The sequence below is a fragment of the Paracoccus ravus genome (genome assembly GCF_004522175.1).
Lineage (GTDB): Bacteria > Pseudomonadota > Alphaproteobacteria > Rhodobacterales > Rhodobacteraceae > Paracoccus > Paracoccus ravus.
This window is the reverse complement of sequence record NZ_SDEB01000020.1, coordinates 36,822-61,408: the sequence shown is the minus strand read 5'-3', so window position 1 is coordinate 61,408 and position 24,587 is coordinate 36,822. Positions and strand designations below refer to the sequence as shown.

The following is a 24,587-nucleotide window of genomic DNA, read 5'->3' as shown; positions in this document are numbered from 1 at the left end:
AGGCCAGCCAAGGAGCCTTCCGATGCCGATCGCCATCATCGCCCAAGTCAGGGCCGCGACGCCTGCTGACTGCCGCGACGGCAAGGCCAAGGCACCGCAAGGGGCTGCGCCTTCGCTGCATCCCGTGAACGGAGTTCCGACATGAGCTATCTGACCGCCTCGGACGGGGCCGAGATCTTTTACAAGGATTTCGGCACCGGACGGCCCATCGTCTTTTCGCATGGCTGGCCGCTTTCGGCCGATGCGTGGGAAACCCAGATGCTGTTTTTCGGTGCTCAGGGCTATCGTGTCATCGCGCATGACCGCAGGAGCCACGGCCGCTCGCAACAGGTCTGGGATGGCAATAACATGGTCCGCTATGCCGACGATCTCGCCGAGCTTATCGAAACGCTGGATCTTCAGGACGCGATTCTGATCGGCCATTCCACCGGCGGCGGCGAAGTGGCGCATTACCTTGGCCGGCATGGCAGTTCGCGGGTCTCTGCAGCAGTGCTTGTCGGGGCCGTGCCACCCCTGATGGCCAGAACCGAAGCCAATCCAGAAGGTCTGCCCATCGACGTGTTCGACAGCATCCGGGCGGGCGTGGCCACCAACCGCTCGCAATTCTTTCAGGATCTGTCCGGCCCTTTCTACAGCTTCAATCGCGACGCCGCCAATATCAGCAAGGGCCTTCAGGATAACTTCTGGCTGCAGGGCATGGCCGGCGGAATCAAGGGCCTCTACGACTGCATCCATGAATTCTCGGAGGTCGATTATACCGAGGATCTGAAACGGATCGACGTGCCGGTCCTGTTCATCCATGGCGACGACGATCAGATCGTGCCGATCGGCGCGGCGGCGGAAAAGGCGGTGAAGCTCACCGCCAAGGGCACGCTCAAGATCTATCCCGGCGGCGCGCATGGCCTGCCGGAAACCCAGCCCGAACAGTTCAACCATGACGTGCTGGCCTTTATCGCCAGCCTTTGAGACGGAGAGAGCCATGTCCCCCAAACTGGAACTGCTGACCCCCGAGAATTCTCAGATCATCTTCATCGACCACCAGCCCCAGATGGCCTTCGGCGTGCAGTCCATCGACCGTCAGGTGCTCAAGAACAATACCGTCGCGCTGGCCAAGGCGGCGCGGATCTTCGACATTCCCACAACGATCACCACGGTCGAAACCGAGGCCTTTTCTGGCCATACCTATCCCGAGCTTCTGGCCGTCTTTCCAGATCAGCCCCTGCTCGAACGCAGTTCGATGAATTCATGGGACGACCAGAAGGTGCGCGACGCCCTCGCTGCGAATGCCCGGAAAAAAGTCATCGTTTCGGGCCTTTGGACCGAGGTCTGCAACAACAGTTTCGCCCTCTCGGCCATGCTCGAGGGTGATTACGAAATCTATATGGTCGCCGATGCCTCGGGCGGCACCTCGCGCGAGGCGCATGACTGGTCGATGCAGCGCATGGTCCAGGCCGGGGTGGTGCCGATGACCTGGCAGCAGGTGCTGCTGGAATGGCAGCGGGACTGGGCGCGCCGCGAGACCTATGACGCGGTCATGGCGCTGGTGAAGGAACATTCCGGGGCCTACGGCATGGGCGTCGATTACGCCTATACCATGGTCCACAAGGCGCCCGAGCGCGTCCCCCACGGGCCGCGCCTGGCCCCGGTCCCGGCGGCACCCTCCCCCCAAGCCGCCGAATGACCGCAGCTGGCCGCGCCGTCCTCCCCTTTCCGGCGCGGCCAGCGTCACCTTTGCAAAGAGTGGACCCATGGCCGATCTGATCCTGACCGGAGGGCGCGTCACGACGCTTGACCCCGAACATTCCGAAACCGAGGCCGTCGCCATCGCCGGGGGCAAGATCCTTGCCACCGGCAGCACGGGCGAGATGATGCGCTACGCCACAGACGCGACGCATGTGCTGGATCTGGGCGGGCGGCGCGTCATTCCGGGGTTGAATGACAGCCATACCCATCTGATCCGCGGCGGGCTCAGCTATAATATGGAACTGCGCTGGGAAAACATCGCCTCGCTTTCGGAGGCGCTGACCCTCTTGCGGGACCAGGCCCGACGCACTCCTGCCCCGCAATGGCTGCGTGTCATCGGAGGCTGGTCCGAGTTCCAATTCGCCGAGCGCCGTATGCCGACGCTTGACGAAATCAACGCCGCCGCACCGGATACGCCGGTCTTCATCCTGCATCTTTACGCCCGCGCGCTGCTGAACCGTGCCGCGCTGCGCGTGCTGGGCATCGGACGCGACACGCCCAATCCGCCCGGCGGCGTGATCGAGCGAGACGCGGCGGGCCATCCGACGGGAATGCTGCTCGCCAAACCTTCGGCGCTGATCCTTTATTCGACGCTGGCGCAGGGGCCGAAACTGCCCTTCGAGGATCAGGTCAATTCGACCCGCCACTTCATGCGGGAATTGAACCGGCTTGGCATCACGAGCGTCATCGATGCGGGTGGCGGCGGGCAGAACTATCCCGATGATTACGAGGTCATCCGCCAGCTTGACGCGGCAGGCAGCATGACCGTCCGCGTCGCCTATAACCTTTTCGCGCAAAAGCCCGGCAGCGAGCTTTCGGATTACGAGCGCTGGCTGGCGCTGACTGAGCCCGGAGCCGGGTCCGAGATGCTGCGCATGAATGGCGCGGGCGAGAACCTGACATGGTCCGCGGCAGATTTCGAGAATTTTCTCGAACCCCGACCCGAGCCCGCCCCGGTCATGGAGGCCGAGCTTGAGCGCATCGTGACGCTTTTGGCCGAGAATGCCTGGCCCTTCCGCATCCATGCCACCTATGACGAGACGATCGACCGGTTTCTGACCGTGTTCGAGCGCGTGAACGGGCATAGCCCCTTCCGTGCCCCCTTCATCATCGACCATGCCGAGACGGTGACGCCAAGAAACATCGAGCGCATCCGCGCGCTTGGCGGCGGCATCGCGATCCAGCACCGCATGGCGTTCCAGGGCGAATATTTCGTGGCGCGCTATGGTGCCCAAGCGGCTGCTGCGACGCCTCCGGTCGCGCGGATGCTTGCTGAGGGTGTGCCCGTGGGAGGTGGCAGCGATGCGACCCGGGTCGCCTCTTATGACCCTTGGGTCGCACTGCACTGGCTGGTGACCGGAAAGACCCTGGGCGGGATGCAACTGGCCGATGCCACCAACATCCTCGACCGCGAGACCGCATTGCGGCTCTGGACCGAGGGATCGGCCTGGTTCTCGGGAGAGGCCGGCCGCAAGGGCCGGATCGCCCCCGGCCAATTCGCCGATCTCGCCGTCCTGTCGGCAGATTACATGCGCGTCCCAGAGGAAGAGATCCGCAGGATTTCGTCGGTCCTGACGATGGTCGGGGGCCGCATCGTCCATGCGACGCAGGAATTCTCGCATCTCGACCCGCCGCTGCCCCCCGCCAGTCCGGATTGGAGCCCGGTCGGTCATCTGCCCAGCCCCGGCCTGCGTCCCGGCCCGGTCCCGGCAGAGGCCCATGCGCGGTCCTGCCATGAGGGCTGCGGGCAGGCATGCGGCCTGCACGGCCACGCCCATGCCATCGCCTGGACAAACCCCATTCCCACAAGCCAGATCTCGGCCTTCTGGGGCGCGCTGGGATGTTCCTGCTTTGCGTGAATCCATGAGCGCTTCCGACCGCCCCGCAGATTCGACACTGCCCTCGGCCTCGGCCTGGAGTCCGTTTCGACATTCCGCATTCGCCCTGCTTTGGACCGCCACGCTGGTCTCGAATATTGGAACCTGGATGCATGATGTCGGGGCAAGCTGGCTGATGACAGAGCTGGCCCCCTCGCCCGCGATCGTCTCGCTGGTGCAGACGGCGACGACCGGGCCGGTATTTCTGTTCGCCTTGCTTGCCGGGGCGCTGGCGGACCGGGTGGACCGGCGGCGATATCTGATTACCGTCAATGCGCTGCTGGCCGTCGCGGTCTTTGCGCTGGCCGCCCTGACGGCGAGCGGGCAGATGACACCGGCTTTGCTGCTGTTTTTCACCTTTCTTCTGGGCATCGGGGCCGCCTTTGTCGCACCGGCATGGCAGGCGGTCGTGCCTAACCTTGTCCCGCGCGAGGCGCTGCAACCGGCGATCGCACTGAATTCGCTGGGCATCAACATTGCCCGCGCGATCGGGCCGGCGCTGGCGGGTATCCTGATCACCTCGGTCGGCCTGACCGCGCCCTTTTTCGCCAATGCCGTGAGCATCCTCGTCATTCTTGGCGCGCTCTTGCTCTGGAGACCCGCCCCGGTCGCCCCCCCGGTCTTGCCGCCCGAGCCGATCATCGGCGCGATGCTGACGGGGTTGCGCCATGCCGCCCATAACGCGCCGCTCAAGGCGACCATGTTGCGCTCGCTGGCCTTTTTCACCTTTGCCAGCGCGTTCTGGGCCTTGCTGCCGCTGGTCGCGCGGGAGCTGCCGGGGGCGGGGGCGTCGTTCTTTGGCCTGCTCATGGGGGCCGTAGGATGCGGCGCGGTGAGCGGCGCGCTCACCCTGCCGCGGCTGCGCCGGATCGTCGGACCGAACCGGCTGACCGAGGCGGGAACCGTGGCGCTGGCGCTGGCCATGCTGATGCTGGGGTTTGGCCAATCCGCCGCTGGGGGGATTGCCGCAAGCTTTCTGGCGGGGCTGGGCTGGATTGCCGTCCTGACCAGCCTGAACCTTTCGGCGCAAACCGCGCTGCCGAATTGGGTCCGGGCACGCGGGCTCGCGATCTCGCTCATGGTCTTTTATGGCAGCATGGCAGTCGGCGCGGCCTGCTGGGGCCAGGTCGCCGCGCGTTCCTCGCTCCGCACGGCGCTGCTGGCCGCGGCCCTGGGGGCAATTCTCGCCATGATCCTGACGCGCCATGCCCGGCTGGGCCAGGGGGATGGGCGTGATCTAGGGCCGGCGCTGGCATGGGCAGAGCCGACCATCGCCACCGATTCCGTCCCGGAATTCGATCGCGGCCCCGTCATGGTGACGATCAGCTACGAGATCGAGCCCGCGGACCACCTGCCCTTCCTTGCCGCCATGGCCGAGCTTTCGGGCGAGCGGCGTCGCGACGGGGCGCATGATTGGGGGATCTTTCAGGATGTCTCTGATCCGCGGCTCTGGGTCGAATGGTTCCTGCTGCCCAATTGGGCGGAACATCTGCGCCAACATGCGCGGGCGACCGGCCATGACCTGGCCCTGCATTCCCGCGCCCGCGCCTTTCACCGGGGCGCGTCTCCGCCGCAGATCCGGCATTTGATCGCGCCGTCACGCTGAGGGGCGTTTGCCATCGCATCAGAAAGGAGTTCGGGATGAAAACAATACTTGGCCTTCTGCTGGCCTTCGCGATTGGCGTCGGCTGTCGTTTCGCGGGAATCCCCCTGCCCGCCCCGCCCGCATTGATCGGGGCGGCGCTGGTTCTGGCGATGACGCTGGGTTATGTGCTGACCGACCGGTTTGCGGCATCTCGCGCTGCGACCACCCGCCTGCTCTGCGGTGGTCCCACCGGGCAGCCGCGCGAAGACCGATCATGACTGCGGCGCTTGCGGGACTCGCCCTTGGCGGGCTGATCGGCTCGACCTGTCGCTGGTTCGACCTGCCCTTGCCCGCCCCGCCCAGGATCACCGGCGCCTTGCTGGTGGTCGCGATGACCCTGGGTTTCATCGCGGCCGATTTGCTGCTGGAAGGGCGGGTCTGACGGCCCGCCAACCGGGCTGGACCTTGGCGGCGAACCTGCCATGATGGCAGTGCCGGATCCCGTTCCGGCCCACGACGACGAAGGGTATCCGAATGAACGAGGCGCGCCCGGTTTCCCCCCAGACCCGAGCAAGCGCGATGCTGCGCCATGCCGAGATCTGCGAGACCGAATTCCCCCTGCATGACCTTCCTGCCGAGGGAGGATTTGCGCTCGCCGCGATTACCGGCGTCACCGGAGCCTCCTATCGCCCGCTCGGCGCGATGATGCTGATCGAGGCCGGGGGCCGGCATCGGGGCAGCCTGTCTTCGGGCTGCCTCGAGCAGGATGTGATCCTGCGCGCGAGGCAAGCCATGAGCAATCGTCAGCCCATGCTGCTGCGCTACGGAGAGGGTTCCCCCTTTCTCGACATCACGCTTCCCTGCGGCGGGGCGCTCGAGATCACGATCATTCCCCACCCTCCGCGCGGCTTGCTGGCGGCTGCGGCGGAAAGGCTCGCCGCGCGGCAAGGCGCGAGGATCGTCATTGCAGAAGACCACCGCCTGGTGGCGCAGGCGGCGCGGGGCCTGGCCTTGTGGATCCTGCCGCAGATCCGCTTTCTCGTTCTGGGCAAGGGGCCCGAGGCGGCCTGTTTTGCCAGCCTCGCCCGGCAGGCGGGCTATCCGGTCGAACTGCATGCGCCCGACCGGCAAACGCTTGATGAGGCTGGGTTCGGCGAGATGACCCCAGGCTGGCCCGAGGGGGTCAGGATCGATCCCCGCACCGCGATCGCGATGTTCTTTCACGACCATGACCGCGAGGCCGAGTTGCTGGGTCCCGCCCTTGCCGGGCCCGCCTTTTATATTGGCGCGCAGGGCAGCCTGCGGGCCCATCAGGCGCGCTGCAAGGCATTGGCCGCCCTTGGTGTGCCCGCCCAACAGATCGCCCGCCTCGCCTCGCCCTTTGGGCTCATCCCATCGGCGCGAGACCCAAGGACGCTTGCCGTCTCGGTCTTGGCCCATGTTCTGGACAGGGCCAGGCAGCAGAGCGGCGCGGCGTGAGCCTTGGCGTCCTGATCCTGGCCGCCGGCGGGTCGCGCCGGTTCGGTCCCTCGGACAAGTTGATGGCCCGGATCGCGGGGCGACCCATGCTGGCGCATGTCCTGACCGCCTTTGCCTTGCCCGAGGCGCGGGAACGCCTGGTGGTCGTCTCATCCCGGACCGTCGCGGATCTTGTCCATCGGATGGGTTTCGAGCCCCATCGGATCGCACCCGGTCAGGAACAAAGCGCCAGTCTTAGGGCCGGGGTGGACCTGCTTGGAAAGCGCGGGGCCGAGCGCATTCTGGTGGGGCTGGGGGACATGCCCTGGATCACCCGTGACGATCTGCGCGCCCTGCTGGCCTTGGCAACTGCCGAAGCTGCTTGCGCAAGCAGGGCCGGTATCCCAATGCCGCCCGCCGTCTTTCCAGCCCGCCTGTTCGACGATCTGACGGCCGCGACCGGAGATCGCGGCGCGGGTGCAGTCCTGCGTCATATCCCGCCGTCGCGGCAAGTGCACCTGCCGGATGCGCATTTGCGCGATGTCGACGAAGCGACGGATCTGGCGTGAGCCTTAACCTCAGGCCTTGACCACGGTGGCGGCCTGCAGTCCCAGTCTGGCCATCACGTTCCGCGTGTCGATGACCAGCGCCGCCTTGCGCAGCAGGCTGTAATCCACAGCGTCGTGATCGGTCGCGATCAGGACGGCATCGCATTCGGCAATGGCCTCGGGGGTCAGGTCCACCGAGCGACGGCCCCGATAGTCGCCATAGTTGCGGGTCGGTGGAATCTCGGCCAGATGCGGGTCGTGATACGAGACTTCGGCCCCGCGCTCCTCCAGCAATTCCATCAGCTTGAGCGCCGGGCTTTCGCGCAGGTCCGGGACGTTTCGCTTGTAGGCCATGCCCAGCAGCAGGATCCGCGCCCGGCTCAACGCCTTGCCCTGGCGGCGGTCCAGAGCTTCGGCGAGGCGGGTTACGACATGGCGCGGCATGGCGGCGTTGATCTCGCCGGCCAGTTCGATGAAGCGCGTCGGAAGGTCATATTCCCGCGATTTCCAGGTCAGATAGAAGGGATCGATCGGAATGCAATGGCCGCCAAGACCCGGACCGGGGTAAAAGGGCATATAGCCGAAAGGCTTGGTCTTGGCCGCTTCGATGACCTCCCAGATGTCGATCCCCATTGCGTCGTAAACGATCTTCAATTCGTTCACGAGCGCGATATTGACTGCCCGGAATATGTTCTCGGTGATCTTGACCGCCTCGGCCGTGGCCGTGCTGGAAACCGGCACCACCCGGGCCAGCGCCGCGCCGTAAAAGGCGGCGACCAGTTCCTGCGCGGCATCCCCGTCTCCGGCGACGACCTTGGGGATGGTCGAGGTCGAAAACTGCGGATTGCCCGGATCTTCGCGTTCCGGCGAATAGCCCAGAAAGAAATCCGTTCCAGCCCTCAGGCCGGTGCCTTCGAGGATCGGCCCCAGCACGCTGCTTGTGGTGCCGGGCCAGGTCGTCGATTCGAGGATCACGAGCTGCCCCGCGCGAAGGCTTTGCGCGATGCTGCGGGCGGTCTCTTCGACAAAGCGCAGATCGGGCTCGCGATGCGCGTTCAGAGGCGTCGGCACACAGATCACGATGACATCGCATTCGCTCAAGCGCGCCGCGAAATCGGCGGTGGCACTGAACCGGCCCGTCGCCAGCGCCCCGGCCAGCATATCCGACGTGACGGCCTGAATGTAGCTGTGAGCGCGAGAGATGAGCGCGATCTTGGCCGGGTCTATATCGAATCCCGTGACCGGATAGCCTGCGTTGACAAGCGTCACTGCCAGCGGCAGCCCGACATAGCCCAGCCCGATCACCCCCGCCCGCGCTTCGCGGGTCTGAATGCGCGACATGAGCTTCGCAGCGGGGTCCGGTAAGGTCATGGATGCGTCCTCAAGGATCTGGAATGACGGTTGAAAATTCCGCTGACGGCTGTCAAGCTTTCTGCGGACTGCCCCTCATCCCAGCCGCAGGAATTCCCGATGTGTTGCCTGCAAGCGCGCCCTGACGCGCCCGTTAGAGTGATTACCGCCCTCGTCCTCGTCTTGGCCGGGACAACCGCGCCGCAGACAGGCCAGGCCTCGGAGCCCTCGACATTGCAGGACGGGTTCGAGGCCCAGGATTTTTCGCCCGAGGGCGGCCTGTACTATCGCGACAATTTCGAGCAATCCGCCGGGGAAGTGGTCTTTCAATCCGAGATCACCCGCGCGGGCCGGGGCGCCTTGCAGCTTTCGGTCCGCCCGCTTTGCCCGGCCGGGGCCGAGGGCTGCAGCGAAAGGGCCGAGATCTGGGAAAGGACCGCCCTGCGCATCCCCTATGACAAGGGGGTGTGGTATGGTTTCTCGATGCGCTTCGCCGAGCCCGTGCCGCAGGACGATCACCGCTATGTCATGGCGCAGTGGAAACGCGAGATCGGACCGGAGGCGGATGGCGATTTCAGCCCTTTCCTTGCGCTGCGGATGCGTTCGGGGGTGGTCTTCGCAACCGTCGAGACGAATTTTCTGGCCCTCCCGCCCGACGCGCCACCCGCTGCCAATGGACGCTGCCCGGCGGGGTGGAGCCCGGTCTGGCTTCGGCCGGAAACCCGGCAGATGCGGGTCCTTGTCGCCCATGCGCCAAATTGGAGCGACAGGATCGGTCCGGAATTCGACCGCTGCACGAATGCGGTCCGGGTCACTGGTCCCCGCGCTCTTCCCGAGGCCGGGCCGTCCTGGCATGACTATGGCTTTTACACCCTGCCGGGTCCGCGCGGCGGGGGCATGATCCATATCGCCGTCGATGGGGCGATCGCGGCCACGATCCGCGGCCATATCGGCCATGACGATCACGGGCTTGGCGAGAACCAGTATTTCAAGTTCGGCCCCTATCGCGATGCCGGCGCGGGCAAGTGGACGCTTTTCTATGACAACTTCATCCGCGCCGCGACATGCGAGGCCGTGCTGCCCAAGGCGCGGTGCGAAGGGCTGGAGTGAGGATCGCCTTTTATGCGCCGCTGAAACCGCCGGATCACCCGGTCCCCTCGGGCGATCGCCAGATGGCCCGGTCGCTGATGGCGGCCCTGAGACGGGGCGGGCATCGGGTCGAACTGGCCTCGGAACTGCGCGCCTACCTGCCCGATGCCCGGGATGAAGCCCGGTTTCTGGCGCTACAAACTGCCGCGCAGGCAGAGCGGGCGCGGCTGGCCGCGCTCTGGCGCGAGAATGGCGTGCCGGACGTCTGGTTCTGCTACCATCCCTATTGCAAGTCCCCCGACATGATCGGTCCCGAACTCGCGCGGGAATTCGCTTTGCCCTGGGTCAGTGCCGAGGCCTCGCTGTCAGCGCGGCGCGACCACGGGATCTGGCGGCGCAGTCAGGCGCTCGTCGCCGATGCGCTCGCGCAGGCCGCGGTCAATTTCACCCTGACACGGCGTGACGCCGAGGGGCTTAGGGGAATGCTGCCGGATCTGCGCCTCGCGGCCCTGCCCGCCTTTCTGGATCTGGACGATCTGCCGCCGCCCGCACCCTCGCCCAATGGTCAGCTGGTCACCGTCGCGATGATGCGCTCGGGCGACAAGATGGAGAGCTACCGCGCCTTGTCGGCTGCCTTGCGCCTCTTGCCCGCCGGGACCGGCTGGCAGCTTGACGTGGCCGGGGACGGCCCGATGCGGGCAGAGGTCAGGGCGCTGTTTCCGGCCGGAAAGGTCCGGTGGCACGGCCAGCTTTCGGCGCAGGAGGTCCGCGCGCTCTTTGCCAAGGCCAGCATCTATGTCTGGCCGGGTCAGGGCGAGGCCTATGGGCTGGCCTATCTCGAGGCGCAGGCCGCGGGACTTCCGGTCGTGGCATGGGCGACGGCGGGCGTTCCCGAGGTCGTGTCAGACGGGGAAACGGGCTTGCTCGCGCCAGAGGGCGACCTAGCGGGTCTCGCCGCAGGGATCGCCCGGCTTTTGTCCGATCGCGGGCTGCGCCGCCGGATGGGCGAAGCGGCGCGCATGCGTGTCATGGACCGGCACGGCATCGCGGCGGCGGCCCTGATTCTGAACAGTGAATTGCAAAGGATCGCCCGATGAGCCGCGAAAGAGAGCTTGCCCGACACGCGCTGGCCCTGCGCGCCGAGATGGGGCGACCCCTGCGCCTTTGGTGGCGCGATGACGATGCGGTTATTCCGACAGCCCCGTTGGACCGGTTGCTCGGCATCGCGGATGCGGCCGAAATTCCGCTGACCCTCGCCGTGATCCCGCAGCCATGGAACGGGATCTCGACCGGCGTCGCGCTGGCCGAGCGGCTCAAGAATGTGCCGCGCCTCCGGGTGGCGGTGCATGGCTGGTCACATCGCAATCACGCCCCACCCGACGCCAAGCGCCAGGAGCTATGCCCGACACGGCCCCTGGAGGAGATGCGTGCCGAACTGCGCGGCGGGCTTTCGCTGCTGCGCGAATTTCACGGGCCGCGCGTCCTGCCGCTGCTGGTTCCGCCTTGGAATCGGATCGCCGACGCGCTGGTTCCGCATCTGGCTGCGGACGGGTTTTCCGCACTCTCGACCTTTGGCCCCGAACGGCCCGTGCCGGGGCTGAGGGTCGTCAATACCCATCTCGATGTGATCGACTGGCGTTCTGGCCCGCGCGCGCGGGATCGCGACAGCCTGTGGCGCGATCTGCGTCTTGCCGCGCAATCGGGCCAGCCCTATGCGGGACTTCTGACCCATCACCTGGCCCATGACGAAGAGAACTGGCACTTTCTGAGCGAGATGATCGACCTCACCCGCGATGGCGGCGTCGAATGGACCGGAATCGAGAAACTTGCCGGTCTGGACTGAGCATTATTGCTGGCCGGGGTTCTTGCCCAATTGCGCCCCCAGCGAGCGGATCACCCCCTCGCTGCTCTTGCAGCATGAGGTCATGAGCTGCATGAAGCAACTGCTGTTGATGCGCAGCACCTCGACATCCGAAAGGGCCGTGACCGTGGCATGCCGGGGTGTGTCATTCAGCATCGAGGACTGGCCGACGATGGCCACCTCGACCTCGGATCCGGTCTTGACCGTATGGCGGTCCGCCTCGGATCTGAACACATCGACCGAGCCTGACAGGATCACATAGGCCCCGGAACTGGGCTCACCCTCGCGGAACAGGATTTCCCCCGGCGCGAAGCTCTCGCGGCCCGAGGCAAAGCAGAGCAACTTCAGCCGCGCCGGGTCGACCCGCGACAGGAGGGGCAGTTTCCGCAAAAGTGCAACCTCGTCTTCCAGCAGCATGACAAGCCCCTTTCAGGCGCAGCGCCTTCCCGACCCGTGCAAGACGGGATCAGGAAATGACTGCCTGAAACTCACCAAGGTTATCGTTCACGTCCCCTGTCCCGGACAGCGCGGCCGCAACCAGCCTGCCCCGGGAAAATTCCGCCTTTCTCACAAAATGGTGTGCCAGCGCGGGATTTGCAAGCACCCAGACGATGCCCGGCGGTTCGGGCTGCCCCGCCAGAAATGCAAGGATGTCCTGGATCATCCGCTCCTGGAACACCGGATCCACCCCGGAAAGCGGTTCGTTGAAGACATAGAAGCGCGAATCCCGCAGCAAGGTCCGGGCAAGCGCCAGCCGCTGCCGCTGGAACAAGGTCAGCCGACGCCCGCCGGCGCCGATGTCATAGCCAAGGCCGAGTGTCAGAACGGCATCGCGCAGCTTGCGATCCTCGGCCATTGCCTCGGCGAGGATGCTTCGCACCCGCTCGGCGATCCGCTCTTCCGAGCGGCCGATGCGGCGGTTGATCTTGCCGAAGAGAATATTGTCGAGAATCGTCGCACGCGCCAGATAGGCTGCGGGATCATAGGGCTGAAGATGGTCGCGCAGGGCCGCAGGCATCTGCCGGTCAAGTCTTTGGCGGCCCTCGACCAGCATGTCGCGCAAGCCGTCGTCAAGCAGGCCGAAGCGGTATTTCGGCTCGATATACCACATGGCCAGCCGCACCAGACGGACAAGATGCGCGGGTTTCGCGCGATCCGCGCCGCCCGTTTCGGTCTGCGATAGGATATGTTCGAATTCCGGCAGTTCCTCGGGGCTCATATAGGTCAGCCATTGCAGGAGGTCGGGGTTGTCGGCCATCCCGCCGAACAGATCCAGGGTGACGCGGGCAAAGTTCCGGCCCAGATCGAAAAGCCGCGGCAAGAGGCCCGTCGCGACCAGCGTTTCTCGAAAGAACGGATCCGAGACGATCACGCCGATCGAGGCATTCCTCTCGGCCGGGATGCCAAAGAGAAGGTTTTCGCCAATCGTCGCTTCGGCATTGTAGCGCCCGCGATCAAAGGGCAGGACGGTTCCTGCCAGGTCGCGCTCGGTCAGGCGGGCATGCAGCCGGCTGCGCATCGCCAGAACCGCCGCGACAAGCTCTGGCGTGGCATCGGGGTCGACCGTCTGGTGAACGGCAAAGCTCATGATGTCGCCGCGCAGGCCGACCACCTCGAGCACTTCATGGATGGCCGCCATCAGTCCGGCATCGCGCAGCGAAGGCTGAATGGCGTCATAGTCGATCCAGTCCAGATCCTTGTCGAAGACCGGGTTTCCTGTCATGCGCGCCTCTTTCAGACGCCATTCGCGCATGTCATCCGGCTCAGGATTGCCGTCGGCCAGCGGGTCCGCGGGCCGACGCTTGAGCCCATAGGTGATGTTATCCATGACCGTTCCGCCCAGCAGGTGGATCGCCGGGCCAGCATAGCCGATCATGCGGCCCGTCACGCGCTCGGGAAGCTGGCCGAGATCACGCTCGCCCAGCACGATCCTGCCCTGCGAAGGCGCGACTAGCCCGGCGAAGACTTCGCCGATGACGGGCGCGCCGCCGCCGGATTCCCCGATCACGGCGAGGGTCTCGCCCGGAGCCACCTGTAGCGAAACATCCTCGAGCAGGGGCGAGCCGAATTCATTGCGCAGGAACAGACGCTGCATCGCGAGCGGGCCAAGCGTATCGGGCGGGATCTCGGCGTCGATATCGTGCCTTGCCGGATCGACCAGACCCTCGGCCTCGAATTGTTCGATGACCTGCTCGTATCGGACCTGCATGTCCTGGCGCGCCAGATCCCAGTCGATCAGTTCCTTCAGGGGGCCGGGCAGTTCCTTATAGGCATTGATCACCGCGATCAGCTGCCCGACATCCAGGCTGCCGCGGATCGTCAGATAGCCGCCGATGGAATAGAACAGGAAAGGCGTCACCTGCGCGATGAAGTTGTTGAGAAACTTGACCAGGAATTTCCACTGGTAGATGTCATAGCGGATGCTGAAGATCCGCCCGAGTCTGGCGACGATATCGGCCCTTTCCCAATTGGTCGCGTCATTGGTGTGGATGGTCTGGATGCCATCCACGATTTCGGCCACGCGCCCCGCGAGCTCTCGCGCGGTCAGCTGTCTTTCCCGCCCCAGCCGGATCAGCCGCCTGCGCATCCGCGGGATGATCAGGACCTGAATGCTCGCCATGACCGCCGCCACCACGCCCAGCCAGAAATGCTGGACGAAGATGAAGATCATCGCGGTAAGCGCCTGACCTCCCAGAAAGACCGGCTGGGTAAAGGCATCCGCCGCAAAGCCGCCCAGCGGCTCGATCTCATCCTTGACCAGACTGGACATCTCGCCGGATTTTGCCTGCCGGAATCGCTGCGGGGGAAAACGCAGGATACGGTCGACCAGCTCATAGCGGGTCCGGCGCAAGAGTCTTTCGCCCAGAAGGCCCTTGCGGACATTGATGTAGAATTTGAACAGGCCGTTGATGATGACAAGCGCCAGAAAGGTCAGGCTGAGCGCGATCAGCAGCGGGACCCGCTCAAGCGCGACCCCCTCGAAGATCCGGATCTCTCCGATGAAAGGCAGGGTCGGCGCGATCCGGAAGAAAAGCTGCGTGCTGCCGGGCTCTTCGAAACCCATGCCCTGAATCGGGCGGTTGACGATCTGCTTGGGCAGGTCCAGCGCCAGATAATATGGGATCATCGAGACCAGCACGACCATGACGATCAGGATCTGCTCTCGCCGCGTATGCATCCAGATATAGCGAAAGATATTGGGTTCCATCGAAAGCAATCTCTGTGCCGCGGCTTCAGGGGCTGGAAAGTCCAAGGCAGAAGGGCGCGGTCTTCTTCAGACAGGTCTTCGATATTCGGCGAAATTGTAGAGGATGTTGGCAGTCTGCTCGGCCCCGTCAAGGTCAAGCCCTTGCGTCTGGGATCTCGGTCGGACGAGCGCCGCACTTATTGCCGCCGCCAGTTCCTGTCCGCTCAGCCCATCTTCCGGCAGGACCGTCGCGCGGCCGATTTGCGCAAGGCGGCGGGCGCGGGTCGCCTGCTCGGTCTCGCCTCCCGCTGCAAATGGCACAAGTATCGCATGGCAGCCCGCACGCAGCAGGTCGCAGACGGTGTTGTAACCGGCCTGCGATACCGAAAGCCGGGACGCGGCGAGAAGCCCCACGAAATCCGGGCGGAACGTTTCGATCTTCACGGTTCTGGATGACAGCGCGGCGGCGCGCGCCATCAGCTCGTCGCGCTGCGGCTGCGGCAGATTGGGGCCGCAGATGATGCAGTGACGCAGACCGGGGGGCAAGATCGCGGCCGCCTCGAGTGCGGCCCGCGCCAATGCCGCCCCGACCGCGCCCCCTCCCGCGGAGGTGACGGTGTCAAAGCCCTCGGGACGCTCTCGCGGGGGGGGCGGCGCGACCAGACCCGTATAGGTCAAGCGATCCGCAATCTGCCCGGCCAGGGGAAAACTGTCCTCGAGCCGCGCGAATGTCGGATCGCCATGGATCAGCACGCCGTCGTAATGGGCATGGATCAGCGCGACGGTTTCCTCGGCCCGGCCGGGTTTCGCCTTTTCTTGCACGATGTCGCGCAGCGAGCAGAAAAGCACTGGCCGCGGACGGGCTGTTTCAATGGCGTCAAGCAATGGAAGAAGTTCGAAGCGCATCTGTCTGCGGCCAAAGGGAAAAGCCTCGGTCAGCACGATATCGGGCCGAAGCCGGCGAAAGGCGTCGCACAAAAGATCGCGACGCGCTTTCAGGAAATCGTCCTGGACAGGTCGCCCTTGCGCATCCGCAAGCCCGGCGAAACCTTCGCACGCCATCTGAACCGGCGGCAAGGCGATATGCGCCAGGCCCGGCGGGGGAAAGCCCGGCACGGGCAGGCCTCCGGTCACCAGCGTGATCTCGGCGCCGCGGCGGGACAGGGCCTGGGCGATGCGGCTGGCTCGTGCCAGATGGCCGATGCCCAGCAGGTGCTGGACATAGAACAGGATGCGGGGCCGCGCCGGATTTCGGGTCAAGACGCGCTCCAGCTTTCACGGAACAGGGCGGCAAGCTGGTCGATCCCCCGGTCATGGCGAAAGTCCTGCTTCACGCGATGCATCGCGGCTTCACCCAGCCGGGCGCGCAGGCATGGCGCGCCGATCAGCCGTTCCAGCGCATCGCGCAGCGCGACCACGTCATCCGGCGGGACCAAAAGCCCGGTCTGCTCGTCGCGAATGAATTCCGGAATGCCCGACAGCGTAGTGCCAAGACAGGCCAGACCCTGACTGGCCGCCTCGACGATCACATTGGGCAGCCCATCCCGGTCCCCATCCGCCGTCCTGCGGCTGGCAAGGACGAAGAGATCGGCCGCGCGATAGGCCTCGAGCACCTGCGCCTGCGATGCGGGTCCACGCCATTCGACCCGCCCGGCAAGGCCCAGCCGGTCGGCCTGCGCCCGAAGCTGGGGCAACTCGCCCCCGCCGCCGACATGGACCAGACGCCAATGCACCCCCGCGGGCAGGCCCGCCAAGGCGTCGAGCAAAAGATCGAAGCCCTTTTTCGGAACCGCGCGGCCGATCGACAAAAGGCGCACCGGCGCTGCGGGGTCACGCCCATCGCGCAAAGGGCGCAAACTGGCCGGGGACGGGAAACGGTCGAGGTCGAGGCCGTGATAGGACAGATGCACCCGCGCCCGCGGCGCGAGGGCCGACAGCCGTGCCTGACCCGCCTCGGTGCAGACCACGGCCCAATCGGCATCGGCCAGCTTGCGCGACAGATCCCAGCCCGGCGACGTCCAGATGTCCTTGGCATGGGCCGAAAAGGTGAAAGGCCGCCCGTCCATCGCCGCGGCATAGCGCGCGACCGAGGCAGGCGTATGCGCGAAATGGGCATGGATCCAGTTCGCGCCGTCAGGCATTTCCGCCACCGTGACAAGCGCCTGACCGAAGCGCCGCAGCCGGTTGGGCGTGGGATCGCGCGCGAGGTCGCGCAGAAGCAGCCCGACGGCCCGCCCGAACCCCGGACGTCCAACGCAGGTCCAGAAGCTGCGTAACACGCGGCCCGGCTCGTGCCAGAGATATTCCGGAAGGTAGCTGACCGTCGCGCGGATCTCGTCATGGATCGGGTGGTGCGTGCGATCGGTCGGATGCCGCAACGAGACGATCCGCAGCCGGAAGCCCCGGCGTTCGAGGCCCAGCAACTCCTGGGCGATGAAGGTCTCGGACAGGCGCGGATAGCCCTTGACGAGGACGATAAGCAAAGGGGGCTGCGTCATGCCGGCCCCGGGACTGCACGCAATTGGTGCCTGCCCGACGGACGCAACCAAGCCCCGACGTCGCGCGCGATATTCTCGCGGCCGTCAAGGCGCAGAAATCCCGCTTCGATCGCGCTGGTCGATCGTGAGGGCGGTGGCGATTGCGGCAGGTCGCGCAGGGCAGCGGCCATCTGCGCGGGGTCGCCCGCCTGCGCGGGCGGCATGACCCGCAGCATCCCGAACGCCTCGGCGCGGCTGGCGCGAATGGCCTGTTCGCGCCGCGGCTGGAGGCGCGGCACGATCACGGCGGGCCGGTCGAAGCTGAGGATTTCGCAGAATGTGTTATACCCTCCCATCGCCACCACCCCGGCCGCGCCAGCCACCAGATCCTCGAGCCGGTTGTCGAATTCCAGCACCTCGATCCCGGGCAGGTCTGCGGCGCGGGCGATGAATTCGGCGCGTTCCCGGAAAGGCAGATAGGGTCCCAGCACGACCAGCGTGCGGCAAAGCCCGGGATCATGCCGATGCGCGGCATAGACCTGCTCGATCAGCTCCGCACCGTCGCCGCCGCCCCCGGTGGTGACGAGCAGATACTCCCCCTGTGGCCGGGCCTGCGCCGGTTCGGCGCGCAGCAGCGAACGCCGCAGAAAACCCGTATAGCGCATCCGTGCCCGGATCGTTTCGGATACCGGCAGCCCGGCAAGCGGGTCGTAGAAGGATTGCGGCCCATAGACCCAGATCGTGTCGTAATAGGCCTCGATCCGGCGCAACAGATCCTTGCGCGCCCATTCCGGTCCCAAGAGTTCGGGCGCGTCCATGACATCGCGCAAGCCCAGGACCAGCCGCGTGCCCCGCGTCTTGAGCAGGGTCAGCGTCTCTTCGATCTCGCCATGCAGGCCCATCGGCTCCTTGTCGGTGATGAAGATGTCGGGGCGGAAGGTTTCGGCGGTATTGCGAATGATCGCGCGGCGGATCTCGAGCGTGTCCTCCAGCGCGGTATGCTGGGCCATGGATTGGTATTCGCCGTTGCGCAGCTTGATCACGCTGGGGATCTTCACGAAATCCACGCGCATCCGGTAATCGAACGCCCCCGCGATCGTGGTCCCGGAAATGATCATGACCGAAAGGCCGTGATAGGCATCGACCAGAGTATGGGCGATCTCGCGGCAGCGGCGCAGATGGCCTAGCCCGAAGGTGTCGTGGCTGTACATAAGAATGCGGGCATTATCGAGTCTGGGTTTCATGGCATGTTCCGAAATCGATTGGTCGCACGGTATCAGTGATAAGGATCGGCGGCGTCTCGCAGACCGTCGCCCAGAAAATTGAAGGCAAGGATGACCAGGATAATGGGCAGCATGGGCCAAAGCAGCCAAGGATAAAGCGCGACAATGTTAATGCCGCGCGCCTCGGTCAAAAGGATGCCCCAGCTTGTGACCGGGGGACGCAGCCCGAGGCCAAGGAAGGTCAGCGCGGTTTCGCCAAGGATCATCGCGGGGACCGAGAGGCTGGCGCTGGCGATCAGATGCGACAGCACCCCGGGCAGCAGGTGCCGGCCGATGATGCGCGGCGTTTTCGCGCCCATGAGTTCGGCGGCAAGGACGTAATCCTCTTCGCGCAGGGCGAAAAGCTTCGAGCGCACGGCCCGTGCCTGGCCGGTCCAGTCCAGCATCCCAAGGATCACCGTGATGCCCAGATAGACCAGAAGCGGGCTCCAGCTCATCGGTATGATCGCCGCCAGCGTCATCCAGAGCGGGATCGAGGGGATGGACTGGATGACCTCGATCATGCGCTGCATGGCGTGATCGAACCAGCCGCCGCGATAACCCGCGATGCCGCCGATCACGATGCCCAGGACAAAGCTGACCATGGTGCCCAAAAGTCCGATCGTCAGCGAGATCCGGGCCCCGTGCAGGATCCGCGACAGCACGTCACGCCCCAGACGATCCGTGCCGAGCAGGTTCAGGCGCCCGCCCTCGGCCGGGCAGAACAGGTGCAGATCGGCGGGAAGGAGCTTCCAGAATCGGTATTCCTCGCCGCGACAGAAGAAGCGCAGCTTCTGGATATCCTGGGGATCATCGGAATAGACCCGGCGCAGCTGGTCCAGGTCCAGCCGCATGGTCTGGCCATAGACGAAAGGCCCGACCCATTGCCCCTCATGGAACAGATGGACGCGCTGCGGCGGGGCGTAGATGAAATCGAGGTTGCGGCTGTCTAGCCGGTAGGGCGCGAGAAACTCGGTGATCAGGAGCGAGCCATAGATCACCAGCAGGAACACGCCCGAGATCAGCGCGAGCCGGTGGCGGCGGAATTTCAGCCATGTCAGCCTGAACTGGCTGGCGCTGCCCATGCCGAGATATGCCCCGCCCGGCTCGGCCTTGGGGTCGAAGGGAATATCCGAGACGTAATGCCCCAATTCCCGACCCGGCGGCGGCAAGGGCCCGTTCATCCACGCCTCCCTTGCAGGCGGATGCGCGGATCAAGCAGGCTGAGCGCGATGTCCGAGACCAGCACCCCCAGCACGGTCAGCCCGGCCAGAAACATCAGGAAGGAGCCGGCAAGATACATGTCCTGACTTTGCAGCGCCCGGATCAGCATCGGCCCGGTGGTCTCGAGCGACAGAATGATCGCCGTGACCTCGGCCCCCGAGATGATCTGCGGCAGGATCGAGCCTATATCCGCGATGAAGAAATTCAGCGCCATGCGCAGCGGGTATTTCAGCACGACCCGCGTGGGCGAAAGTCCCTTGGCCCGCGCCGTCACGACATATTGCTTGCCCAGTTCGTCCAGCAGGTTCGCCCTCAGCCGCCGCGCCATCCCTGCCGTGCCCGCCGTTCCGATGATCAGAACCGGGATCCAGATATGTTCGAGGATGGAGCGGAACTTGGCCCAGCTCATCGGCTGGTCAAGATATTGCAGATCCATCAGATGCCCGATCGAGGTACCGAACCAGACATTGGCGAAGTACATCAGGATGATCGCCAGCATGAAATGCGGCACGGCAATCCCCATCAGACCCAGAAGCGTCAGCCCGTAATCGCCCCAGCTATATTGACGCGTCGCCGAATAGAGCCCGATCGGAAAGGCCAGCATCCAGGTGAAGGCGATGGTGACCATGCTGATCAGGATGGTCAGCCAGAGCCGGTCGCCGACGACCTCGTTGACCGGCATGCGATATTCGAAACTGTAACCGAAATCGCCATGCAGCATGCCGCCCACCCATTGCAGATAGCGCAGCGGCGCGGGGTCGTCGAAATGATAGCGCGCCTTGAGTTCCTCGATTTCCTGAAGATTGGCCGCCTCGCCCAGCATCTTCAGTTCTTGCACATAGCTTTCGAAATAGTCGCCCGGCGGCAGTTCGATAATGGCAAAGATCAGCATCGAGATGACCACCAGCGTGGGCAGCATGATCAGGATGCGGCCAAGGATATAGCGCAGCATCTAGCCCTCGTCCTTCTGCCAGAACGTATCGGGCATGTAGATCCCCAGAAGCGAGGTGGGCTGGAACCCGATCAGCCCGGTCTCGGGCACGTTCTGCAGCCGGGCGTGGCGCGCGACGGGTTGCTTCGCCCCGTTCACCGTGCCGATGGTAAAGACCTGATCCGCATGGATCGCCAGCATCCGATGCCAGATCTCGGTCCGCTCGTCATGGCTGCGCGATAGCCGCCAGCGCCGGACCAATGCCACCAGTTCCTGCACCTCGGGCAGTTCCGGCGCGATGCCCTGCGCCCCTTTCGAGGAATAATGCACCCCCCAGCGCGGCCATTGATGCTGGTCGTCGGTGGTCGGGGCCAGTTCATAGGGGGGCATCTCGGCCGTGGGCACGGCATTGTCGAGGCCCATCCACACCGCCATGCTGGTCTGTCCGGCCATGCTGCGGCTGCGCAAGAGGTCACGCTGAGAAACCCGCGTCCAGAGCGCGATCCCGACTGCGTGGAAATGCCCGGCGACCAGTTCCAGAACATCCGTCTCGACCGTGCTTTCGCCAGCGGTTTCCGCAAGGATGCCCGCCACGCGCCCGTCCGGCAGGCGACGCAACCCGTCCATCCGGGGTTTGGACAGCAGCGTCTGGTCCAGAAGCGCATTGGCCTGATCGGGATCGTATTGCGCCCAGGCGCGGGCATATTCCTCGCGGTAGAGGGGGCTTTCCGGCATCACCGTATTCGCGCTTTCGCGGGCAAGGCCAAAGAAGAGCGCCTTGTTGATCTCGGTCCGGTCGATCGCGATCGAGAGCGCCCGCCGAAGCCGAACATCGCGAAACAGCGCGCTCCAGACCGGGTCGGCGCAGGTCATGTTGGGCAAGAGCGCCACGCGCGAGCCCTGGGTGCGGGTCCAGAGATCGACCTTGATGGGAAAGCGGCTCTCGGCCTCTTTCACCAGCGTATAATCCGAGAAATCTATGCCGAATGCCTGCAGGTCGCTTTCGCCGGTTGCGACCTTGGCGGGGATGATGTCATAGGTCGAGACATTCATCACCACGCGATCGACATAGGGCAATTGCCGCCCCTTCTGATCGACGCGGTGGAAGAACGGATTGCGCTCGAATACGAATTGCTGGGCCGGGGGGCGGGTCCGGGGGCGCCACGGGTCGAGCGTCGGCAGATCGGGATTTTCGGGTCGCGTGATGCGGCTCATTTTCTGATGAAGCGCCTGCCAATCGTCCACGCGTTCCGCCCGGATCAGGGCGTCGAGCCGGTCCGGCGAGGCGTAGCTCGCATGGAATCCCTTCATGTAATGGGCAGGCATGCAGATCCGCAGCGGCGAGGGCGCGGCGAGCAGCGGCAGGAAATCCGGCAGGGGCGCGGGCCAGGAATAGCGCAGGGTCAGATCGTCCAGCAGTTCGAAATCCGGTCCCTGCCCCTCGAGCCGCATCTCGGGGGGCATGCCGCCCAGATCGTCGCGCAGGATCACGTCCTGCCAGCAATAGCGAAAATCCTCGGCGGTAAAGGGATGGCCGTCCGACCAGCGATGCCCCTTGCGCAGATGCAGCGTAAAGCTGCGACCCTCATGGACCTCCCAGGCGGAGAGAATATCCGCGACGAGGTTCAGTTGCAGGTCATATCCGACCAGCCGCGCATAGCCATTGATCGGCATGTAGCGGATGTCGCGCTGGCCGCCGATCAGCACGCGCAGCGTTCCGCCATGCTGCCCCGCGCTGCGGCCCAGGGCGTCAAGGTCGATCACGCGCGGCTCGACCGGCAGGCGCATCTCGACCGGGGGCAATTCCCCCGCGGCGACGCGTTCGTCGAGCATGGCCGCGCCGGTAAACCCCCGCCCCGCCTGCGGGCCGAAAGCGGTCGCGCAGGCGAGCATCGCCGTGGCCTTGCGCCGGGTCAGGACCGGCCCCTTCATCGCGCCGCCCCGGTCCGGGGAATGGCAGACGCCCGGCATGACGTCCGCATCCGCACCCGGTGGCCTTGGCCCATATCCTGCAGTTCCGCAGGCGCGCCGGGGGCCTCGCGAAAGGCTTCGGGCCAGAGCAGTTCGGCCTTTTCCGCGGGCATGCGCGCCGCGGCGATGTCAAGACGCCGGGCCGGGTCCGGCACGGGCACCGCGGCCAGTAGGGACCGGGTATAGGGATGGATCGGCGCTTGCATGATGATGTCGCGGGGGGCGATCTCAACCAACCGGCCCCGCCACATCACGGCAATCCGATCCGCCATGTAGTTCACCACGGCCAGATCATGCGAGATGAACAGATAGGTCAGGTTCAATTCTCGTTGCAAATCCTTGAGCAGGTTCAGGATCTGGGCCTGAACCGAGACATCCAGCGCCGAAACGACCTCGTCGCAGACGATGAATTCCGGCGCCAAGGCCAGTGCGCGGGCAATGCCGATGCGCTGTCTCTGCCCACCCGAGAAACTGTGCGGGAACCGCGTGGCAGCACCCTCACCCATGCCGATGGCCTGCAGCAGCGCCGCGACCAAACGGCGGCGCTCGGCCGCGCTGCCGCGGCGGTGGATATCCAACGGCTCCGACAGAATATTGCCCACCGTCATGCGGGGCGAAAGCGACGAGACCGGATCCTGAAAAATCATCTGCACGCGGCTGCGCAGCGTCGCGAGTTCCGCGCCCGATGCCTCGGCGAGGTCGATGACGCTCGGACCGTCGTCAAGGATGATGCTGCCCCGGTCCGGCTTGATCGCGCGCACCAGCAACTTGCCCAGGGTGCTTTTCCCCGAGCCACTCTCGCCGACCAGACCCAGACATTCGCCGCGCAGGATATCGAGGCTCACGTGATCCACCGCAGGCATCGGGACCGGCTTTGGCGCCAGCAACCCCCAGGACTGGTGGCGCGGCAGAAATGTCTTGGTGACGTCGCGCAAGGAAATCAGCGCCCGCGACGGGCCGGCCGCGCGTCTGGGAGCGGCGTGCTGCAGGCCCATGCGGGCAAGATCGCGAATCCCGTCGGCAGGGATTTCCCGCAGCGGGCGCAACCGCGTCCGGCCCCTTTCCCCAAGGCCCGGCACGGCCGCGATCAGGCCGCGCAGATAGGGATGGGTGGGATCGCGAAAGATCGTCTCGGTGGCTCCCGCCTCGACCACGCGGCCGTGATACATCACCACGACCTCGTCGGCGATATTCGCGACCACCCCCAGATCATGGGTGATCATCAGCACGCCCAGGCCCAGTTCCTGTTGCAGGTCCCGGATCAGGGCCAGGATCTGCGCCTGGATCGTCACGTCCAGCGCCGTTGTCGGCTCATCCGCGATCAGCAGCGAAGGGCCGCAGATCACCGCCATGGCGATCATGGCGCGCTGCCGCATTCCCCCCGACAATTCGAACGGATACATCGAATAGACGCGTCCGGGATCCGGGAAGCCGACCCGGCCCAGCATCACCTCGCAGCGCGCGCGTGCCTCGGCCGCCGAGACCGGCAAATGCAGCCGCAGGGCCTCGGAAATCTGGTTGCCGATGGTGTGCAGCGGCGAAAAGGAGGTCATCGGCTCCTGAAAGATCATTCCGATCTGCCCGCCCCGTATGGCCCTGATCTGCCGCCCGTCGCGCGGCAGCGTCATGAGATCGACCGCCGCGCCCTCGCCACGGTCAAAGATGACCCTGCCCCCGACCCGCGCATGGGCCGGTTGCAGGCCCATGATGGTCAGCCCGGTCATGCTTTTCCCCGAGCCCGATTCGCCGACAAGCGCGGTGATCCGTCCGGGCAGCACGCGCATGCTTGCCGCATCGACCGCGCGCAATTCACCACGATGCAGTGGAAAGGAGACCGAGAGCCCCTCCACTCGCAATAGGTCACGCGGCGCGGTCGGCAGGATGTCCACTGGTTTTCCCCGAGCACAGGCGTTGACAGCTTATGTCACGCCGTGAATCTGTCGAGTCGCAAGATGCGAAGCGGGCCTGAAATGCCGCAGCTTCCCTCAGATTGTATGCGCCGCGCGCAGGGCTATCTCTTTGTT

22 protein-coding genes are annotated in these 24,587 nt (G+C 65.4%); 12 read left to right on the top strand and 10 right to left on the bottom strand.

All coding sequences use genetic code 11. The features are described 5' to 3' along the window. The first annotated feature begins 22 nt into the window (after positions 1-22). The 9 genes from ESZ60_RS21685 (at position 23) to ESZ60_RS15200 (ending at position 7,232) form a co-directional block, all read left to right on the top strand. On the top strand, positions 23-145 hold the full coding sequence (locus ESZ60_RS21685; protein ID WP_280634003.1) for a hypothetical protein: 123 nt from the start codon (positions 23-25) through the stop codon (positions 143-145). Further along, positions 142-966: an alpha/beta fold hydrolase gene (locus ESZ60_RS15235; protein ID WP_134681590.1), complete on the top strand. Its 825-nt coding sequence runs from the start codon at positions 142-144 to the stop codon at positions 964-966. The genes ESZ60_RS21685 and ESZ60_RS15235 overlap by 4 nt, the downstream gene beginning before the upstream one ends. A gap of 13 nt (positions 967-979) precedes the next feature. Beyond that, complete coding sequence (locus ESZ60_RS15230; RefSeq protein WP_134681589.1) at positions 980-1,681, top strand: hydrolase; 702 nt, start codon at positions 980-982, stop codon at positions 1,679-1,681. 67 nt (positions 1,682-1,748) lie between these two features. Then, positions 1,749-3,602 carry an amidohydrolase gene (locus ESZ60_RS15225; RefSeq protein ID WP_134681588.1) on the top strand — a complete coding sequence of 618 codons (1,854 nt, stop codon included), beginning with the start codon at positions 1,749-1,751 and terminating at the stop codon, positions 3,600-3,602. Between the two features lie 4 nt (positions 3,603-3,606). Further along, positions 3,607-5,226, top strand: coding sequence for an MFS transporter (locus ESZ60_RS15220; RefSeq protein ID WP_134681587.1), 1,620 nt, complete (start codon positions 3,607-3,609; stop codon positions 5,224-5,226). A 35-nt stretch (positions 5,227-5,261) separates the two neighbouring features. Then, positions 5,262-5,483 carry a DUF1427 family protein gene (locus ESZ60_RS15215; RefSeq protein ID WP_134681586.1) on the top strand — a complete coding sequence of 74 codons (222 nt, stop codon included), beginning with the start codon at positions 5,262-5,264 and terminating at the stop codon, positions 5,481-5,483. Beyond that, entirely contained in the window at positions 5,480-5,647 is a 168-nt protein-coding gene (locus tag ESZ60_RS15210) for a DUF1427 family protein (protein WP_134681585.1), read from the top strand. The genes ESZ60_RS15215 and ESZ60_RS15210 overlap by 4 nt, the downstream gene beginning before the upstream one ends. Before the next feature lie 92 nt (positions 5,648-5,739). After that, positions 5,740-6,684: an XdhC family protein gene (locus tag ESZ60_RS15205; protein ID WP_134681584.1), complete on the top strand. Its 945-nt coding sequence runs from the start codon at positions 5,740-5,742 to the stop codon at positions 6,682-6,684. Further along, the gene (locus tag ESZ60_RS15200; protein ID WP_167620178.1) at positions 6,681-7,232 is read left to right on the top strand and encodes an NTP transferase domain-containing protein; all 552 of its coding nucleotides are present in this window, start codon (positions 6,681-6,683) and stop codon (positions 7,230-7,232) included. Before ESZ60_RS15205 ends, ESZ60_RS15200 begins: the two co-directional genes overlap by 4 nt. Before the next feature lie 9 nt (positions 7,233-7,241). Here ESZ60_RS15200 and ESZ60_RS15195 read toward each other — a convergent pair whose 3' ends face one another. Next, positions 7,242-8,582 (bottom strand): nucleotide sugar dehydrogenase, encoded by a 1,341-nt coding sequence (locus tag ESZ60_RS15195; RefSeq protein ID WP_134681582.1) that lies wholly within the window; start codon positions 8,580-8,582, stop codon positions 7,242-7,244. Positions 8,583-8,720: 138 nt separating this feature from the next. Between ESZ60_RS15195 and ESZ60_RS15190 the strand changes: the two genes are divergently transcribed. Genes ESZ60_RS15190 through ESZ60_RS15180 form a run of 3 tightly spaced genes read left to right on the top strand, consistent with a single transcriptional unit; the run spans position 8,721 to position 11,493 of the window. Next, the gene (locus ESZ60_RS15190; RefSeq protein ID WP_209021318.1) at positions 8,721-9,671 is read left to right on the top strand and encodes a polysaccharide lyase family 20 protein; all 951 of its coding nucleotides are present in this window, start codon (positions 8,721-8,723) and stop codon (positions 9,669-9,671) included. Beyond that, positions 9,668-10,747, top strand: a complete 1,080-nt coding sequence (locus ESZ60_RS15185) for a glycosyltransferase family 4 protein (RefSeq protein ID WP_134681580.1) — start codon at positions 9,668-9,670, stop codon at positions 10,745-10,747. Before ESZ60_RS15190 ends, ESZ60_RS15185 begins: the two co-directional genes overlap by 4 nt. Beyond that, positions 10,744-11,493: a polysaccharide deacetylase family protein gene (locus ESZ60_RS15180; protein WP_134681579.1), complete on the top strand. Its 750-nt coding sequence runs from the start codon at positions 10,744-10,746 to the stop codon at positions 11,491-11,493. Before ESZ60_RS15185 ends, ESZ60_RS15180 begins: the two co-directional genes overlap by 4 nt. 3 nt (positions 11,494-11,496) lie before the next feature. Here the strand turns inward: ESZ60_RS15180 and ESZ60_RS15175 are convergent, their stop codons facing one another. The 9 genes from ESZ60_RS15175 to ESZ60_RS15135 form a co-directional block, all read right to left on the bottom strand. Further along, complete coding sequence (locus ESZ60_RS15175; RefSeq protein WP_134681578.1) at positions 11,497-11,928, bottom strand: cyclic nucleotide-binding domain-containing protein; 432 nt, start codon at positions 11,926-11,928, stop codon at positions 11,497-11,499. A 49-nt stretch (positions 11,929-11,977) separates the two neighbouring features. After that, positions 11,978-14,719 carry an ABC transporter ATP-binding protein gene (locus tag ESZ60_RS15170; RefSeq protein ID WP_134681577.1) on the bottom strand — a complete coding sequence of 914 codons (2,742 nt, stop codon included), beginning with the start codon at positions 14,717-14,719 and terminating at the stop codon, positions 11,978-11,980. A 66-nt stretch (positions 14,720-14,785) separates the two neighbouring features. Continuing rightward, on the bottom strand, positions 14,786-15,958 hold the full coding sequence (locus tag ESZ60_RS15165; protein ID WP_209021317.1) for a glycosyltransferase family protein: 1,173 nt from the start codon (positions 15,956-15,958) through the stop codon (positions 14,786-14,788). Then, positions 15,955-17,196 carry a glycosyltransferase family 4 protein gene (locus tag ESZ60_RS15160; RefSeq protein WP_134681575.1) on the bottom strand — a complete coding sequence of 414 codons (1,242 nt, stop codon included), beginning with the start codon at positions 17,194-17,196 and terminating at the stop codon, positions 15,955-15,957. Before ESZ60_RS15160 ends, ESZ60_RS15165 begins: the two co-directional genes overlap by 4 nt. Further along, positions 17,193-18,419, bottom strand: coding sequence for a glycosyltransferase family protein (locus ESZ60_RS15155; RefSeq protein ID WP_134681574.1), 1,227 nt, complete (start codon positions 18,417-18,419; stop codon positions 17,193-17,195). Before ESZ60_RS15155 ends, ESZ60_RS15160 begins: the two co-directional genes overlap by 4 nt. A 32-nt stretch (positions 18,420-18,451) precedes the next feature. Then, on the bottom strand, positions 18,452-19,621 hold the full coding sequence (locus ESZ60_RS15150; protein WP_134681573.1) for an ABC transporter permease: 1,170 nt from the start codon (positions 19,619-19,621) through the stop codon (positions 18,452-18,454). Beyond that, positions 19,618-20,613 (bottom strand): ABC transporter permease, encoded by a 996-nt coding sequence (locus ESZ60_RS15145; protein ID WP_134681572.1) that lies wholly within the window; start codon positions 20,611-20,613, stop codon positions 19,618-19,620. Before ESZ60_RS15145 ends, ESZ60_RS15150 begins: the two co-directional genes overlap by 4 nt. Beyond that, positions 20,614-22,563 carry an ABC transporter substrate-binding protein gene (locus ESZ60_RS15140; protein WP_209021316.1) on the bottom strand — a complete coding sequence of 650 codons (1,950 nt, stop codon included), beginning with the start codon at positions 22,561-22,563 and terminating at the stop codon, positions 20,614-20,616. After that, positions 22,521-24,452, bottom strand: a complete 1,932-nt coding sequence (locus ESZ60_RS15135) for a dipeptide ABC transporter ATP-binding protein (protein ID WP_134681571.1) — start codon at positions 24,450-24,452, stop codon at positions 22,521-22,523. The genes ESZ60_RS15140 and ESZ60_RS15135 overlap by 43 nt, the downstream gene beginning before the upstream one ends. Positions 24,453-24,587: the final 135 nt, after the last annotated feature.

What these genes read in the sequence shown, in the direction of transcription:
- ESZ60_RS21685 (WP_280634003.1), top strand. Translation starts at nt 23, where the DNA reads ATGCCGATCGCCATCATCGCCCAAGTCAGGGCCGCGACGCCTGCTGAC.
- ESZ60_RS15205 (WP_134681584.1), top strand. Translation starts at nt 5,740, where the DNA reads ATGAACGAGGCGCGCCCGGTTTCCCCCCAGACCCGAGCAAGCGCGATG.
- ESZ60_RS15235 (WP_134681590.1), top strand. Translation starts at nt 142, where the DNA reads ATGAGCTATCTGACCGCCTCGGACGGGGCCGAGATCTTTTACAAGGAT.
- ESZ60_RS15170 (WP_134681577.1), bottom strand. Translation starts at nt 14,719, where the DNA reads ATGGAACCCAATATCTTTCGCTATATCTGGATGCATACGCGGCGAGAG.
- ESZ60_RS15150 (WP_134681573.1), bottom strand. Translation starts at nt 19,621, where the DNA reads ATGAACGGGCCCTTGCCGCCGCCGGGTCGGGAATTGGGGCATTACGTC.
- ESZ60_RS15195 (WP_134681582.1), bottom strand. Translation starts at nt 8,582, where the DNA reads ATGACCTTACCGGACCCCGCTGCGAAGCTCATGTCGCGCATTCAGACC.
- ESZ60_RS15140 (WP_209021316.1), bottom strand. Translation starts at nt 22,563, where the DNA reads ATGCCGGGCGTCTGCCATTCCCCGGACCGGGGCGGCGCGATGAAGGGG.
- ESZ60_RS15225 (WP_134681588.1), top strand. Translation starts at nt 1,749, where the DNA reads ATGGCCGATCTGATCCTGACCGGAGGGCGCGTCACGACGCTTGACCCC.
- ESZ60_RS15210 (WP_134681585.1), top strand. Translation starts at nt 5,480, where the DNA reads ATGACTGCGGCGCTTGCGGGACTCGCCCTTGGCGGGCTGATCGGCTCG.
- ESZ60_RS15160 (WP_134681575.1), bottom strand. Translation starts at nt 17,196, where the DNA reads ATGACGCAGCCCCCTTTGCTTATCGTCCTCGTCAAGGGCTATCCGCGC.
- ESZ60_RS15180 (WP_134681579.1), top strand. Translation starts at nt 10,744, where the DNA reads ATGAGCCGCGAAAGAGAGCTTGCCCGACACGCGCTGGCCCTGCGCGCC.
- ESZ60_RS15220 (WP_134681587.1), top strand. Translation starts at nt 3,607, where the DNA reads ATGAGCGCTTCCGACCGCCCCGCAGATTCGACACTGCCCTCGGCCTCG.
- ESZ60_RS15175 (WP_134681578.1), bottom strand. Translation starts at nt 11,928, where the DNA reads ATGCTGCTGGAAGACGAGGTTGCACTTTTGCGGAAACTGCCCCTCCTG.
- ESZ60_RS15155 (WP_134681574.1), bottom strand. Translation starts at nt 18,419, where the DNA reads ATGAAACCCAGACTCGATAATGCCCGCATTCTTATGTACAGCCACGAC.
- ESZ60_RS15215 (WP_134681586.1), top strand. Translation starts at nt 5,262, where the DNA reads ATGAAAACAATACTTGGCCTTCTGCTGGCCTTCGCGATTGGCGTCGGC.
- ESZ60_RS15230 (WP_134681589.1), top strand. Translation starts at nt 980, where the DNA reads ATGTCCCCCAAACTGGAACTGCTGACCCCCGAGAATTCTCAGATCATC.
- ESZ60_RS15145 (WP_134681572.1), bottom strand. Translation starts at nt 20,613, where the DNA reads ATGCTGCGCTATATCCTTGGCCGCATCCTGATCATGCTGCCCACGCTG.